Source organism: Methylosinus sp. LW4 (assembly GCF_000379125.1).
Lineage (GTDB): Bacteria > Pseudomonadota > Alphaproteobacteria > Rhizobiales > Beijerinckiaceae > Methylosinus.
The window spans coordinates 1993256-2006852 of record NZ_KB900626.1 but is presented as its reverse complement, the minus strand read 5'-3'; the positions used below and the strand labels follow the sequence as shown (position 1 = coordinate 2006852).

Annotated in this window: 14 protein-coding genes; 7 read left to right on the top strand and 7 right to left on the bottom strand. The window is 66.5% G+C overall.

The annotated features are described in order from the left end of the window. Positions 1–16: 16 nt before the first annotated feature. The gene (locus METLW4_RS0110200) at positions 17–871 is read left to right on the top strand and encodes a ChbG/HpnK family deacetylase (RefSeq protein WP_018266104.1); all 855 of its coding nucleotides are present in this window, start codon (positions 17–19) and stop codon (positions 869–871) included. A gap of 2 nt (positions 872–873) precedes the next feature. Here the strand turns inward: METLW4_RS0110200 and nadC are convergent, their stop codons facing one another. The 5 genes from nadC to METLW4_RS24585 all read right to left on the bottom strand — a co-directional run bounded on the left by nadC (position 874) and on the right by METLW4_RS24585 (position 6150). Further along, on the bottom strand, positions 874–1731 hold the full coding sequence (gene nadC / locus METLW4_RS0110195) for a carboxylating nicotinate-nucleotide diphosphorylase (protein WP_018266103.1): 858 nt from the start codon (positions 1729–1731) through the stop codon (positions 874–876). A gap of 97 nt (positions 1732–1828) precedes the next feature. Beyond that, positions 1829–3355, bottom strand: coding sequence for an L-aspartate oxidase (locus METLW4_RS0110190; protein WP_018266102.1), 1527 nt, complete (start codon positions 3353–3355; stop codon positions 1829–1831). A 109-nt stretch (positions 3356–3464) separates the two neighbouring features. Continuing rightward, on the bottom strand, positions 3465–4100 hold the full coding sequence (locus tag METLW4_RS0110180; protein ID WP_018266100.1) for a DUF4202 domain-containing protein: 636 nt from the start codon (positions 4098–4100) through the stop codon (positions 3465–3467). 203 nt (positions 4101–4303) lie between these two features. Next, a complete protein-coding gene (gene nadA, locus METLW4_RS0110175; RefSeq protein ID WP_018266099.1) occupies positions 4304–5386 on the bottom strand; it encodes a quinolinate synthase NadA in 1083 nt (360 codons plus the stop codon). Between the two features lie 272 nt (positions 5387–5658). Next, positions 5659–6150, bottom strand: coding sequence for an SH3 domain-containing protein (locus tag METLW4_RS24585; RefSeq protein WP_157235048.1), 492 nt, complete (start codon positions 6148–6150; stop codon positions 5659–5661). 184 nt (positions 6151–6334) lie between these two features. Here METLW4_RS24585 and METLW4_RS0110165 point away from each other — a divergent pair, with 184 nt between their 5' ends. Then, positions 6335–7282, top strand: coding sequence for an aspartate carbamoyltransferase catalytic subunit (locus METLW4_RS0110165; RefSeq protein WP_018266097.1), 948 nt, complete (start codon positions 6335–6337; stop codon positions 7280–7282). Between the two features lie 36 nt (positions 7283–7318). Beyond that, positions 7319–7669 carry a hypothetical protein gene (locus METLW4_RS0110160; RefSeq protein ID WP_018266096.1) on the top strand — a complete coding sequence of 117 codons (351 nt, stop codon included), beginning with the start codon at positions 7319–7321 and terminating at the stop codon, positions 7667–7669. A gap of 51 nt (positions 7670–7720) precedes the next feature. Here METLW4_RS0110160 and cysK read toward each other — a convergent pair whose 3' ends face one another. Both cysK and METLW4_RS0110150 read right to left on the bottom strand, forming a co-directional pair. Continuing rightward, on the bottom strand, positions 7721–8710 hold the full coding sequence (cysK, locus tag METLW4_RS0110155) for a cysteine synthase A (protein WP_018266095.1): 990 nt from the start codon (positions 8708–8710) through the stop codon (positions 7721–7723). 48 nt (positions 8711–8758) lie between these two features. Further along, positions 8759–9271 carry an Lrp/AsnC family transcriptional regulator gene (locus METLW4_RS0110150; protein WP_018266094.1) on the bottom strand — a complete coding sequence of 171 codons (513 nt, stop codon included), beginning with the start codon at positions 9269–9271 and terminating at the stop codon, positions 8759–8761. Positions 9272–9643: 372 nt separating this feature from the next. On the opposite strand from METLW4_RS0110150, the gene METLW4_RS0110145 reads away from it, so the two are divergent. The 4 genes from METLW4_RS0110145 (at position 9644) to METLW4_RS0110130 (ending at position 13576) form a co-directional block, all read left to right on the top strand. Then, entirely contained in the window at positions 9644–10105 is a 462-nt protein-coding gene (locus tag METLW4_RS0110145) for an RrF2 family transcriptional regulator (protein WP_018266093.1), read from the top strand. Between the two features lie 225 nt (positions 10106–10330). Further along, positions 10331–11053 carry a protein-L-isoaspartate O-methyltransferase family protein gene (locus METLW4_RS0110140; protein WP_018266092.1) on the top strand — a complete coding sequence of 241 codons (723 nt, stop codon included), beginning with the start codon at positions 10331–10333 and terminating at the stop codon, positions 11051–11053. Between the two features lie 142 nt (positions 11054–11195). After that, positions 11196–12620, top strand: a complete 1425-nt coding sequence (locus METLW4_RS0110135) for a TolC family outer membrane protein (protein ID WP_018266091.1) — start codon at positions 11196–11198, stop codon at positions 12618–12620. Positions 12621–12808: 188 nt separating this feature from the next. Further along, positions 12809–13576: a PopZ family protein gene (locus tag METLW4_RS0110130; RefSeq protein WP_371212324.1), complete on the top strand. Its 768-nt coding sequence runs from the start codon at positions 12809–12811 to the stop codon at positions 13574–13576. Positions 13577–13597: the final 21 nt, after the last annotated feature.

Genomic DNA, 13597 nt, shown 5'->3' with positions numbered 1-13597 from the left:
AGGACGGGGTAGGAAGATGGCGGCGCAACGTGCGGTCGCGCTCTGCGCGGATGATTACGGCCTCTCCATGGGCGTCAGCCTCGGCATTCTCGAGGCGCTGGACGTCGGGCGGCTGACGGCGGTCTCCGCGCTCACCAATGTCGATCGCTGGCCGGCCATGGGGCGGGAGCTGGCGCGCCGCCGCCATGACGCCGACATCGGCGTGCATTTCAATCTGACGCTCGGGCGTCCGCTCACCAATATGCCGAAATTCGCGCCCGGCGGCGTGTTTCCGCCGCTGCGCGAGGTGATTCGCGCCGCCATGCGCGGAAAGCTGCCGATGGAGGAGATCCGCGCCGAGATCGACCGCCAGATCGACCGCTTCTACGCGGTGATGGGCCGCGCGCCGGACCATCTCGACGGGCATCAGCATGTCCATGCGCTGCCCGGCGTGCGCACGGCGCTGTTCGACGCGCTGGAGAAGCGCGGCCTCACGGGCGAGAAGCTCTGGCTGCGCGACGCCGGCGATCGGATGCATCGCATCGTGATTCGCGGCGCCGACATGCGCAAGGCCATGGTGGTCCGCGCCATCGGCCGCGGCTATCGGCGCGAGGCGGTGGCGCGCGGCTTTCTGCTCAACGAAGGCTTCGCCGGCTTTTCCGATTTCGATCCGCGCAGCGATTACGCCGCGCAATTCGAAACCTATTTGCGCGCGCCCGGCGAGCGGCATCTGGTGATGTGCCATCCCGGCCGCGTCGACGAGGATTTGCGCGCGCAGGACCCGGTGACGGTGACGCGCGAGCAGGAGCTCGCCTTTCTGCTCTCGTCGCGCTTCGAGGAAGTGATGCTCAATCGCAGCGCGTCGCTCGCGCGGCTGCGACGAGAGGTGTGACCTTATCCAATTTCTATATCGAGGCCGAGATCCAGCGTTTTCGCGGAATGCGTGAGCGCGCCGACGGAAATGAGATCGACGCCCGTCTCCGCTATCGCCGCGATCGTCTCCAGCGTGACGCCGCCGGACGCTTCCGCGCGCATTGCGCCGCCGATCAGCGCGACCGCGGCGCGCAAAGAATCGAGCGCCATATTGTCGAGCAGCACGATATCCGCGCCTTCGGCGAGGACCTCCTCGAGCTGCGCGAGCGTGTCGACCTCTATCTCTATCTTCACCATATGGCCGGCGAAGGCTTTGGCGGCGCGCAATGCGGGGCCGACGCCGCCGGCGACGGCGATGTGATTGTCCTTTATCAGCACCGCATCATCGAGGCCGAAGCGGTGATTGGCGCCGCGGCCGCAGCGCACCGCATATTTCTCGAATGCGCGTAGCAGCGGCGTCGTCTTGCGCGTGTCGCAGACCTTGGCCTTCGTATGCGCGATTTTCTCCGCATAGCGCGCCGTGAGCGTGGCGACGCCACAGAGCCGGCCGAGGAAATTCAAGGCGACGCGCTCCGCCGAGAGAATGGCGCGCGCCGGGCCTTCGATCCGGGCGAGAACATCGCCCTCGCCGATGCGCGCGCCGTCCTGCGTCGCAGGCGTGAAGACGACGGCGGGGTCGACGAGGCGAAATGCGGCCGCCGCCACGCCGAGGCCCGCGACGACGCCGGCTTCGCGCGCGGCGATGACGGCGCGGGCGTGGGCGGTCTCGGGGATCGTCGCCTGAGTGGTGATGTCGCCGGCGCGGCCGAAATCCTCGGCGAGAGCGGCGCGCACGGCCTCTTCTACATGCAGGGCGGGGAGCGTCCAGGGGGCTGTCATCGCGGCGTCCGAGCTGAAGCGAGCCTGAAGGCTCGCGGTCCGAGGCGCGCGCTGGACCGCGAGCCTTCAGGCTCGCATCGACGGCGCTGAGACGCGATCATTTCAGCGCGTCCTCGGCGATAGCGCGCGCTTGCGTCATTGTCATGTAGGAGCGATGCGCGAGCGCGTCCTCGGCGCGCGGAAAATCGGAGCGGAAATGCGCGCCGCGACTCTCGCGCCGCGCCAGCGCCGCGCTCGTCGCCAGCAGAGCGGTCAGCGCCATATTGCGCAATTGCGCATTGGTTGTCGCCGCCTCTACGCGCAGGATCGTCCGCGCCGCGCGCGTGAGCCCGATCGCATCACGGATAACGCCGACATCGCGCGCCATCACATCGCGCAATTCGTCGATGAGGCTCTGCTCGGGCGCGTCGGCCGCGTCGGGCGATGGGGCAGGGGCGGGCGCGGCCTCGACAGTCTGCTCGCCTATGTCGTTCGCGATGCGCGCTGCGAACACCACGGCCTCGAGCAGGGAGTTGGAGGCGAGGCGATTGGCGCCATGCACGCCGGTGGAGGCGACCTCGCCGGCCGCCCAAAGTCCGGCGAGAGACGTCCGCCCGCGCGCATCGGTGGCGACGCCGCCCATGTGATAATGCGCGGCGGGCGCGATCGGAATGGGTGCGGTCACAGGATCGACGCCGCCGGCCATGCAGCTCGCATAGACGGTCGGAAAGCGCGCGGGAAACTCCGCGCCGACAGTCGCGCGCGCATCGAGAAAAGCGCCGCCTCCCGCCGCGATCGATGCGAAGACGCCGCGCGCCACGATGTCGCGCGGCGCGAGCTCGGCGGCCGGAGCGATCTCCGCCATGAATCGATGGCCGGCGCGATCGATGATGATCGCGCCTTCGCCGCGCAGAGATTCCGTCGCCAGCGGCGCCGGATCGACGCCAATGTCGATCGCGGTCGGATGGAATTGCACGAATTCCGCATCGGCGACGAGCGCGCCGGCGCGCGCCGCCATTGCGAGGCCGATTCCGCGCGCTTCCTTGGGATTTGTGGTGACGCGGTAGAGATGGCCGATTCCGCCCGTCGCCAGCACGGTGGCGGGTGAGAGAAAATCACGCAAAATGCCGTCGCGGCCGCGCGCGCGCAGGCCGATGACGCGTCCGTCATGGGTCAGCAATTCCTGCGCGGAAAAGCCTTCCAATAATTCGATGGAAGGCGTCGCGCGAACGGCGGCGACGAGCGTCTCCATTATCGCGCGGCCGGCGGTGTCGCCCTTCACGCGCACGATGCGCCGCTCGGAATGGGCCGCCTCGCGCGAGGGCGTGAATTGGCCGTCGGCGCGATCGAAGGGCACGCCATAGGAGAGGAGATCTTCGATGCGGGCGCGGGCTTCGCGCGCCATGCCGAGCGCGACTTGCCGATCGACGATGCCGGCGCCGGCCTTCAGCGTGTCCTCGGCGTGGCGCTCCGGCGAATCCGTGTCGAGCACGGCTGCGGCGACGCCGCCCTGCGCCCAGAAGGACGCCGCGCCTTCGTCGATGGAGCCTGGAGTGAGCACGCGGACGTGGCGCGGTGCGAGCTTCAACGCGCAGAAGAGGCCGGCGAGGCCGCCGCCGACGATGAGGATGGGAGTCTGTGTCACGTTGAACGCTCCCGAGCGCGCGGCGCGTTGCGCGCAATATCGATGACGCGCGGAATCTGCTCCCTCTCCCGCATGGCGGGGGAGGGGTGGGGAGTGGGCGCGCCGATCATCAGTCGATCGCTACGGCTGCGAGCTTGGCGAGAGCCTCGCTCTCCTTGGCGATGGCCGCCGCCACCAGCGCGCGCGTACGCTCCGGCAAGGGCAGGGCCAGCGCCGCGCCATGGCCCTTGGGCGACATTTTGCACAGCGTCTTGCCGAGGATGTCGACGATCTTCTCATCGTCGTAGTCTTTGTATTTCTCGTGGAAGTCGTCGAAATAATGCTCGAGGAAGACGATCGCCGCGACATTCTCCAGCGCTTGGGAATCGCGATCCTTCTTCAGCTTCTCCTTGCGGATGATCGCGCCGACATGCGCGATCTCGTCTTCCGCATAGCCCTGAGCGCGCATGAGCTCGCCGACGAGGCGCGCGTGATGCGCGCGGCACTCCTTGCGCCAATCATTGTAGCCGTGGCGGCCGAGCGGGAAATTCTCGCGCGGAATGTCCCAGCGGCGCAAATGCTGCGCGCGCGTCGCGATTTGCAGCAGCTCCGAGGCGTCGGGATAGAGCGCGGCGAGGCGCGCCGTCATCCGCTCGGCGTAGACGATCTCGAAAGCGCGCTCGGCTCCATCGGCCGTCACTTTGCGTGGATCGTCGGCGTTGGCGGCGTCGATCGCTGCGATCAGAGCCTCGTATCGAGCCGTCATGGCCGCGCTCCTTTGAGAATTCCTTCTCCCGCTTGCGGGAGAAGGTGGCCCTCGCGTCAGCGAGGGTCGGATGAGGGTCCTTCGGCCGTTGTCTTGCGCATGGCGATTTGGGGCGGACGGGAGGCAGGATTGTCTTCGACGTTCCCTCATCCGACCCGGCTTCGCCGGGCCACCTTCTCCCGCAGGCGGGAGAAGGGAGTCCTCTAACCCAGATCGATCATCCGCTGCACGGAGACGCGCGCGCGCGCGGCGATCAGCGGATCGACCGTCACCTCCTCGCGGATGTGGACCAGCGCGTCGAGAATCTTCGGCAGCGTGATGCGCTTCATATGCGGGCAGAAATTGCAGGGGCGGATGAACTCGGTTCCCGTCGTCTCCGCCGCCACATTGTCGGCCATGGAGCATTCGGTGACGAGCAGCACGCGCGCCGGCTTTTTCGTGCGCACATAATCGATCATCGCCGCAGTCGAGCCGGCGAAATCGGAAATCTCCACCACCTCGCGCGGGCATTCGGGATGGGCGATGATCTTCACGCCCGGATGATCGGCACGATAGGTCTCGAGCTCTTCCGCGGTGAAGCGCTCATGCACCTCGCAGGCGCCGCGCCAGGCGATGATCTTCACCTTGGTCTGCGCCGCGACATTCTCGGCGAGATAGCGGTCGGGCAGCATGATGACGCGATCGGAGCCGAGGCTCTCGACCACTTTCAGCGCATTGGAGGAGGTGCAGCAAATGTCCACCTCCGCCTTCACTTCGGCGGAAGTGTTGACATAGGCGACGATCGGCACGCCCGGATATTCGGCGCGCAGCGCGCGAACGTCGGCGGCGGTGATGGAGGCGGCGAGCGAGCAGCCGGCCTCGAGATCGGGCATCAGCACCACTTTCTCGGGGCTCAGAATCTTGGAGGTCTCGGCCATGAAATGCACGCCGCCCTGCACGATGATCTCGGCGTCGGAGGTGGCGGCGAGCTTGGCGAGCTGCAGGCTGTCGCCGACGAAATCGGCGACGCAATGATAGATTTCCGGAGTCTGGTAATTATGGGCGAGAATGACGGCGTTGCGTTCCCGCTTCAGCTCGTTGATCGCCTTCACATAGGGCGCGTGATACGCCCATTCGATCGCCGGCATGACCTTCGCCACCCGCTCGTAGAGATGGGCGGTCGCGGCCTCGACCTCCTTGCTCCAGGCGAGATTGGGCATGGGCAGCACGGGAAAGCGCTGCGCCGCTCCGACGAGCGCGCCGATGGCGGGCGCATCGAGACGCTTCTCGGGGAAGGTGAGGGTCATGGACCTTGCTCCATCCTCACTTATGCTCAATTCGAGCATAAGGCGGGTCGATCAAAATCTCCTTCGGGCGCCGCCCGACGGAGGCTTATTTTGTAGCTTAAGTGTCATGGCGCGTTTGAGCAACCCTCGCCAACCACTCTTCGCGCTACAGATATGCTCGCACTGAGCATATGTCAATCGGTTCGAGGGCGCGCGCCGCTGTGCGAGAATTCGCGCAAAAAAGCCCAGGGCCGGGGGCCGGCCATGGGCTGTCGCGTCTCTATGGTCCGCCTTTATCGGGCGAAGACGGCGCCCTTGCGCTTCAGATAGTTGCGGTCCACATAGCCGGACTTGCCCTCATAGGTGACCTTGCACCAGCTGGTCATCCAGCCCTTTTGGCAGGCGGAGGCGGCGACCTTCTGGCCCGGCGGGATTTGGGCGATGGCCTTCCAATTTCCGCCGGGGCCGGAGCGCACGGCGGTGGTGTCGCGGGTGACGAGCGGGGCGACGATGACGTTCTTCATCGTCGGCTCCAGCGTGTTGGCGGCCACGAAGCCGCGCTTGCCCTTGTAGCGGATCTGGCACCAATCGTGTTTCCAGCCCGGTCCGCAATTGTCGAGCCGTATCTTGGCGCCGGCCGGGATTTGGGCGATGACCGGCCAGCGTGCGCCGGGGCCGGAGCGCATGTTGGAGAAATCCGTGGCGACGGTGGTCGCCGCCATGGCCGTGGCGGCGCAGAGGGAGAGAGCCGCCGCGAGAAGCGGCGAGCCGAGCCGAATTTGCATGGCGATCTCCTGTTTCGTGAAAAATTCGGGGAAAGAGCGTCTCTGAGACGGGCAAAGGCGAGAACTCTTTTTCATCCCCTTTGGTTCCGCCGTCGCTTTCGAGCGATCGTCTCGAGGATTTCTCAACCATGAGCGCGCGGCGGGAAGGCTGGCCAGCGCGCCGGAAACTGTTATAGACGGCGGCATGCCGCAAAAACCGCATCCCGCCTTCCCGCATCGCCATCTGCTCGGCATAGAGGGGCTGTCGCGCATCGACATTCTCACTCTGCTCGATATGGCGGAGGAGGCGATCGAGGTCTCCCGCCAGGTGGAGAAGAAGCGCGCCACGTTGCGCGGACGCACCCAGGTCAATCTCTTCTACGAATCCTCCACCCGCACGCAGGCCTCATTCGAGATCGCCGGCAAGCGGCTCGGCGCCGACGTCATGAACATGTCGGTCGCCAATTCCTCGGAGAAGAAGGGCGAGACGCTGCTCGACACGGCGATGACGCTCAACGCCATGCGGCCGGATATTCTGGTGGTGCGCCACGCCCGCGCCGGCGCCGTGCATCTTCTGGCGCGCAAGGTGGATTGCGCCGTGGTCAACGCCGGCGACGGCGCCCATGAGCATCCGACGCAAGCGCTGCTGGACGCTTTGACGATCCGCCGCCACAAGGGCCGCATCGAGGGGCTCACAGTGGCGATCTGCGGCGATGTTCTGCATTCGCGCGTCGCGCGCTCCAATATTATTCTCCTGAGCGCGCTGGGCGCGCGGCTGCGCGCGGTCGGCCCCTCCACGCTCGCGCCCGATTCGCTGTCGCGCCTCGGCGTCGAAGTATTCCACGACATGCGCGCGGGGCTCGCCGGCGCCGATATTGTGATGATGCTGCGGCTGCAGCGCGAGCGCATGAACGGCGCCTTCGTGCCCAGCAGCCGCGAATATTTCCATTTCTTCGGCCTCGACGAGGAGAAGCTCGCCTTCGCCGCGCCCGATGCGCTGGTGATGCATCCGGGGCCGATGAATCGCGGCGTCGAGATCGACTCGAGCGTGGCCGACGGCGCGCGCTCGCTCATCAGGGATCAGGTGGAAATGGGCGTCGCCGTGCGCATGGCGGTGCTGGAGGCGCTCGCGCAGCATCTGCCGAATGTGTAGTATGCGCCGGTTTCGCCGATCGCAGAGGGGCGCCGCATGGTCTTTGTCGTTCGCCTGATCACACTGTTTTCCGAAAGCCTGTTGCAGCAGTTCGTCAATGGCGTCGGCATCGTCGCCTTGATGGTCGCGCTGGCGGTCGGCTTTTTTCGCCTGTCCTGGTGGAAGAGCGCGCTGATTCTCACCTTCATCTTCGGCTTCGGCGTCGAATATCTCTTCGAAGGCTGGATCAAATTCTCCGACAAGGCGGAGAGCGCGAGCGAGCGCTGGCCGTGGATGCTGCTGATTTATTTCTTCATCGTCTTCGTCGCTTATTGGACGGGGCGCTTCGGCCGTCGCCATTTGGAGCGCCGCGGCAAAGCGGCTCCGCAAAAGCCTCATACGCATTGACATAAAAATCGGGCGATCCGAGCCACGCGGCCCGGATCGCCGCAGTCTGGATCAGACGCCTTCGAACAGCGCGGTCGAGAGATAGCGCTCCGCGAAGTCGGGGATGATCAGCACGATATTCTTGCCTTCCGCCTCCGGCCGCGCGGCGATCTCGAGCGCGGCCGCCACGGCGGCGCCGGACGAGATGCCGACCGGAATGCCTTCGAGTTTGGCGAGCTGGCGCGCGGTCTCGAAAGCGGTCTGATTGCCGATGGTGATGATCTCGTCGATGACCGTGCGGTCGAGGATCGGCGGCACGAAGCCCGGGCCGATGCCTTGAATCTTATGCGGTCCCGGCGGGCGGCCGGACAGCACCGCCGAATCCTCGGGCTCCACGGCGACGACCTTGAGGCCGGGGCGGCGCGGCTTCAGCACTTGGCCGACGCCGGTGATCGTGCCGCCGGTGCCGACGCCGGAGACGAAATAATCGATCTCGCCTTTGGTGTCGTTCCAGATTTCCTCGGCCGTCGTGACGCGGTGGATCTCGGGATTGGCCGGATTCTCGAACTGCTGCGGAATGACCGCGTCGGGATTTTCAGCGGCAAGCTCGGTGGCTTTGGCCACGGCGCCCTTCATGCCCTGCGCGGCCGGGGTCAGCACCAGCTCGGCGCCGAGCACGGCGAGAATGCGGCGACGCTCGATCGACATGGATTCCGGCATCACCAGAATGAGGCGATAGCCGCGCGCGGCGGCGACGAAGGCGAGCGCGATGCCGGTGTTGCCGGAGGTCGGCTCGATGAGCAGATTGCGGCCCGGCGCGATGCGGCCGCTCTTCTCCAGCGAGTCGATGAGATTGACGCCGATGCGGTCCTTGACGCTGGCCAGCGGATTGAAGAATTCGAGCTTGCCGAGAAGATTGGCCTTGACGCCCTTCTCCTTGGCGAGACGGTCGAAGCGCACCAGCGGCGTGTCGCCGAGCGTCTGCGTGATCGAATCATAAATGCGGCCGCGCCCCGGTTTTTCCGAACGGACGTAAATCGGCGCCGATACTGCCTCTGACATTGGGTGCTCCTGGAATAGTGTTGGTCGCTGACGCGCTTGCCGCAGAGCTTATCCTGCAATGGCTTCTTCGGCCACCCGGCGCGCGCGGGGAAAAGCGATGGGCGGGGCGGTTTCCAGCGGCAGCGCGGTCGTCGCCTTGATCCGTTCCATGGCGAAGCGCGACACGACATTGCGCAGAGGCGCGATCGCGATCAGCCGCTTGTAGAATTCGTCGAAGGCGACCATGTCGGACACGACCACGCGCAGCATGTAGTCGACGTCGCCGGCCATGCGATAGAACTCCACCACCTCCGGCATGGCCGCGACGGCGCCGGTGAAACGGTCGAGCCAGGCGTCCGAATGCTCGCCGGCCACGATGGAGACATAGACGCTGAGGCCGAGGCCGAGCTTCTCGGGCGAGAGCAGGGCGACCCGGCCCTGCAGAACGCCGCTCGCCTCCAGCCGCTGAATGCGCTTCCAGCAGGGGGTTTGCGACAGCCCGACCTGCGCCGCTATGTCGGCGATGGAGAGGGAGGCGTCCTCCTGAAGTATCGAAAGAATGTGGCGGTCGATGGCGTCCATGGCGCGTCCCGTGGCTTTCGAGAATGATTTTCCTATAGTCCACAAAAATACTATAACATGTCAAGGTAAGAAGTTGCGCTCGAGCCGGATGGGCCGGGCTGTGACGCCAGCGTTACCAATCCCGCTCCCGACCGCGAAATTGGCGCCTGGAGGGCGGCGCGGCCGGCGAAGGGGCGTTCGGCTGCGATTTTTCGATGTGTTTTATAGGCTGTAGAAGAAAATCATCATTCGGCTCCGCGCGGCTGGACCCCGGGCGAGCGGGTCGCCAGTGGACAATAACCGCGCAATGGCGCCATTTTGCTGTAGAATCCGTTCGCCGGAGAATAATTAACCCCTGACGCCGGCGAGGCGGATGCGAGGAGACGCCGCTCGATGTTGACGAAGAAAGCGAAATACGGATTGAAGGCGATGGTCTATCTGGCCGGCTTCGAGCCGGGGCGGACGGCGCTCGTCACCGATATCGCCGCGGCGAATCAAATCCCCAAGAAATTTCTCGACGCCATCCTCGGCGAGCTGCGCAACGCCGGCTTCGTCCATTCCAAGAAAGGGAAGGGCGGCGGCTACACGCTGGCGCGCGCGCCGCAGGACATGCGGGTCGGGAACATCATCAGAGTGCTGGACGGGCCGCTGGCGCCGATCCAATGCGCCAGCCGCACCGTCTATCGCCGCTGTGACGATTGCGAGGACGAGGCCCGCTGCACCGTGCGCCTGCTGATGCTGGAGGCGCGCGACGCTATCGCCAATGTGCTGGACAATCGCACGCTGGCGCAGATGCGCGCGCTCTCCGAGGGCGATCCAGCCGGCGCTCTGCTCGGCGAGCTCGAGCGGAATTGAGGGGAAGGCGCCGGGCCGCCATGGACATGGGCGCGGCGCGAACCTATAAAGCGCACGGCCGAGCTCTTGCAGCGCGGCGAAGCGAATGCGTTCGGCGAGAGGAGCCGGCCCGTCCGAACGCCTTCTTTGGAATTTTGGCGTCTTTCATGAGGCGGGGCGCCCGCGGCGGACCGGCGGCCGTCGTCGAGACCCCCCGCGAGAGGCCGGCGCGACGCCGGAAGGTCGATGGCCGAAGCTGCTGAGCTCCACGCAGAGACGAATTCGCAACAAGGCGCGGCGACCGCCGCCCTGCGCCAGACGATGGTCGAGCGGCAGCTGCGCACATTCGACGTGACGGATCTGCCGCTGCTGCGGCGCTTCCTCACCGTGCCGCGCGAGATTTTCCTGCCGCACGACCTCGCTCCGCTCGCTTATTCCGATCTCGCGCTGCGGCTCGAGAACGAGCATGGCCGTCCCGGCCGGACGCTGCTGCCGCCGCTGGTGCTCGCCCGCCTGCTGCAGGACGCCGGCGTTCGCGAGACGGATCGCGTGCTCGACATCGCCGGCGGCACATTCTACTCCTCGGCGCTGCTGTCGCCGCTGGCGCGCGAAATCGTCGCCCTCGAGGACGACGCTCGCCTCACGGCGACGGCGCGCTCCTATCTGCAATTCATCGGCGCAGCCAATGTGCGCGTCGAGACCGGCCCGCTCGCGGCCGGCGTTCCTGCCGCCGCGCCCTTCGACGTCATCATCGTGCAGGGCGCGGTGGAGGCGGGCCTCGATCGTCTCTTCGAGCAGCTCACCCCCGACGGCCGCCTGCTCGCCATCGCCAAGGCGGAGCCGGACTCCGGCTGGGCCGTCACCCGTTTCGATCGCTCCGGCGGCGCCCCGGCCGGCGCGCGCGCTCTGTTCGACGCTTCCGCGCCTGTTCTGGAGGGCTTTGAAAAAGCGCCGGGTTTCGTGTTCTGAGGGCGAGCGTTCCAAAGCCTTCGTCGTTTCGGCTTGGAATCGCCCTGTTTCGAGCGTCGTGTTCCGTGAGTAGGCCGTAGGGCTCGCCCCGCGCTTTCGTCGAGCGCCGGGCGCGCTTTGTTCCAGAGCGGGTCTTTGTGGAATGCGTATCGTCGAATTGCGTCCGTCGTCCTGGCTCGGGCTGTGGCTTTTCGTCCTCGGCCTCGCGGCTCCGTCCGCGGCCGGCGCGGAGACGCTGAAGGAGGCGCTGGCGCGCGCCTATCACGGCAATCCCGATATGAATCAGCAGCGCGCCAATGTGCGCGCCAAGGACGAGGACGCGCCCAAGGCCGCCGCCGGCATGCGTCCCAAGGCGAGCATTTCGGCGAGCGCCGGGCCGCAGAATTCCAACATCAAGATTCCCGCCGGCCGCAGCCAGCAGACCGGCCAGCGCACCTATATGTACGACGAATATGTCGGCTATCCGCGCGGCGCGACGCTGAGCCTGTCGCAGACTCTCTATGACGGCGGCCGCACCGGCAATTCCGTGCGCCAGGCCGAATCGGGCGTCTATGCCGCGCGCGAGGGGATGCGCCTCACCGAGCAGGCGACGCTGCAGAACGGCGCCACCGCCTATATGAATGTTCTGCGCGACACGGCGGTGCTCGATCTGCGCAAGAACAATGTCGCCGTGCTGGAGCAGCAGCTCGAGCGCACGCGCGATCGATTCGCAGTGGGCGAGGTGACGCGCACCGATGTCGCCCAGGCCGAATCGACTCTCGCTCAGGCGCGCACCGAGCTCTATGGCGCGCAAGGGCAATTGAAGACCAGCGTCGCCACTTATCGGCAGATCATCGGCGCCGAGGCGAAAAATCTGCAGCCGGCGCAATCGGTCGAATCGCTGCTGCCGAAATCGCTCGATCAGGCCATCGCCGTCGCCATCGTCGAGCATCCGGGCGTCGTCGCCGCGCAACATCAGGTGGATGTCGCCGCTTCTGCGGTGAAGGTCGCGGAAGGCGCGCTGGCGCCGACTCTCTCGGTCTCCGCGCAGCTCTCACAGCAATATGATTCCTTTCTCGGTTCGCCCGCGACCCGGCAATTTTCCGCCGGCGCGAGCGGACGGCTCGACGTGCCGATCTATCAGGGCGGCGCCGAATACGCGTCGATTCGCCAGGCCAAGGAGCAATTGGGCCAGGCGCGCTTCAACGCCGATCTGCAGCGCGACAGCGTGCGCGCCAGCGTCGTCTCCAGCTATGCGCAGCTGGAGACGGCGAAAGCCTCGATCGTCTCCGGCCAAGCCGCTGTCAAGGCGGCGGAAATCGCTCTGCGCGGCGTGCGCGAGGAGGCGCAGGTCGGACAGCGCACCACGCTCGATGTGCTCAATGCGCAATATGCGCTGCTCAATGCGCGCGTCTCGCTCATCATCGCGCAGCGCGATCGCGTCGTCGCGTCTTACGCGGCGCTCGGCTCCATAGGGCGCCTCTCGGCCGACAGCTTGAAGCTCGATGTCGTCGCTTATGATCCGACGACGCATTTCGAGCAGGTGCGCGGCATGTGGATCGGCGTCGATTCGCCCGCCGAGCGCTGAACGCCGCGCGACGAAGCCGCGCTGCGTAAAAAATCGTGTGCATACACCCTTACGCACAACCCCTGTGGTTTTACCAAAGGGGGGAATCATCCGATGATGCGACTCGACGCTCGAAGTGAGCGGAGAAGAATAGCGCGCGGCGATGATATTGCGGAGCCGTCGCCGCGAGACGGGAAGCAGCACATCTCATGAGCGCAATGAACGCTTCGATCACCGCGCCGGCGCTCGACGCCGAGCGCCGGTCGCACGAGCCGTCGATGGAGGAGATCCTCGCATCGATCCGGCGCATCATCGCCGACGACGACGCTTTGCCGGCCGCGAGGCGCGACAAGGAGAAGCGCCCGGCCGAGCCGCCGCAGCGCGAGGAGGCGCCGCCCGCGCCTGCGCCCGCCTTGCGCGCGCCCGTGGCCGCTCGTCCCGCGGCTCCTGCGCCGATCGCCGCCGCGCCGGCTCCGGCTCCCGTCGCCGTTCCCGAGGTCGAGCCCGCCAAGCCCGCCGAATTCTGGCTGCGGCCGGCAGCCGCTCCCGAGGCGGAAGCCGCGCCGGCTCCCGAATCGTCCGATCAGAGCCGCTGGTCCGAGGACACGGCCGAGGAGGTCGTGGACGAGACGCTCGACGAGCCCGTCGTCGCGGCGGCCGAGGAGCCCTATGTGCAGGACATAGCGGATGAGCCGGTCGAGGAGCAGATGATCGCGAGCATCGAGCCGAGCCCGGCGGAGCCGGCCAATGACAGCGATCCCACGCCGCTCGTCTCGACCGACGCGGCCATGTCGATCGGCGCGCATTTCCAGGCGCTGGCGGCGAGCATTGTCATCAGCGAGGCCGATCTCATCGAGCGTTATGCGCAGGACATGTTGCGGCCCATGCTGAAGCAATGGCTCGACGACAATCTGCCGCATCTCGTCGAGCGCCTCGTGCGCGCGGAGATCGAGCGGGTCGCGCGCGGGCGGCGCTGATCGCCGATTCGGCGAGACCCA

Excerpts from the sequence above, each read along its gene's own strand:
- METLW4_RS0110200 (WP_018266104.1), top strand. The coding sequence starts at position 17 with ATGGCGGCGCAACGTGCGGTCGCGCTCTGCGCGGATGATTACGGCCTC.
- nadC (WP_018266103.1), bottom strand. The coding sequence starts at position 1,731 with ATGACAGCCCCCTGGACGCTCCCCGCCCTGCATGTAGAAGAGGCCGTG.
- METLW4_RS0110180 (WP_018266100.1), bottom strand. The coding sequence starts at position 4,100 with ATGACGGCTCGATACGAGGCTCTGATCGCAGCGATCGACGCCGCCAAC.
- nadA (WP_018266099.1), bottom strand. The coding sequence starts at position 5,386 with ATGACCCTCACCTTCCCCGAGAAGCGTCTCGATGCGCCCGCCATCGGC.
- METLW4_RS24585 (WP_157235048.1), bottom strand. The coding sequence starts at position 6,150 with ATGCAAATTCGGCTCGGCTCGCCGCTTCTCGCGGCGGCTCTCTCCCTC.
- METLW4_RS0110165 (WP_018266097.1), top strand. The coding sequence starts at position 6,335 with ATGCCGCAAAAACCGCATCCCGCCTTCCCGCATCGCCATCTGCTCGGC.
- METLW4_RS0110160 (WP_018266096.1), top strand. The coding sequence starts at position 7,319 with ATGGTCTTTGTCGTTCGCCTGATCACACTGTTTTCCGAAAGCCTGTTG.
- cysK (WP_018266095.1), bottom strand. The coding sequence starts at position 8,710 with ATGTCAGAGGCAGTATCGGCGCCGATTTACGTCCGTTCGGAAAAACCG.
- METLW4_RS0110150 (WP_018266094.1), bottom strand. The coding sequence starts at position 9,271 with ATGGACGCCATCGACCGCCACATTCTTTCGATACTTCAGGAGGACGCC.
- METLW4_RS0110145 (WP_018266093.1), top strand. The coding sequence starts at position 9,644 with ATGTTGACGAAGAAAGCGAAATACGGATTGAAGGCGATGGTCTATCTG.
- METLW4_RS0110140 (WP_018266092.1), top strand. The coding sequence starts at position 10,331 with ATGGCCGAAGCTGCTGAGCTCCACGCAGAGACGAATTCGCAACAAGGC.
- METLW4_RS0110135 (WP_018266091.1), top strand. The coding sequence starts at position 11,196 with ATGCGTATCGTCGAATTGCGTCCGTCGTCCTGGCTCGGGCTGTGGCTT.
- METLW4_RS0110130 (WP_371212324.1), top strand. The coding sequence starts at position 12,809 with ATGAGCGCAATGAACGCTTCGATCACCGCGCCGGCGCTCGACGCCGAG.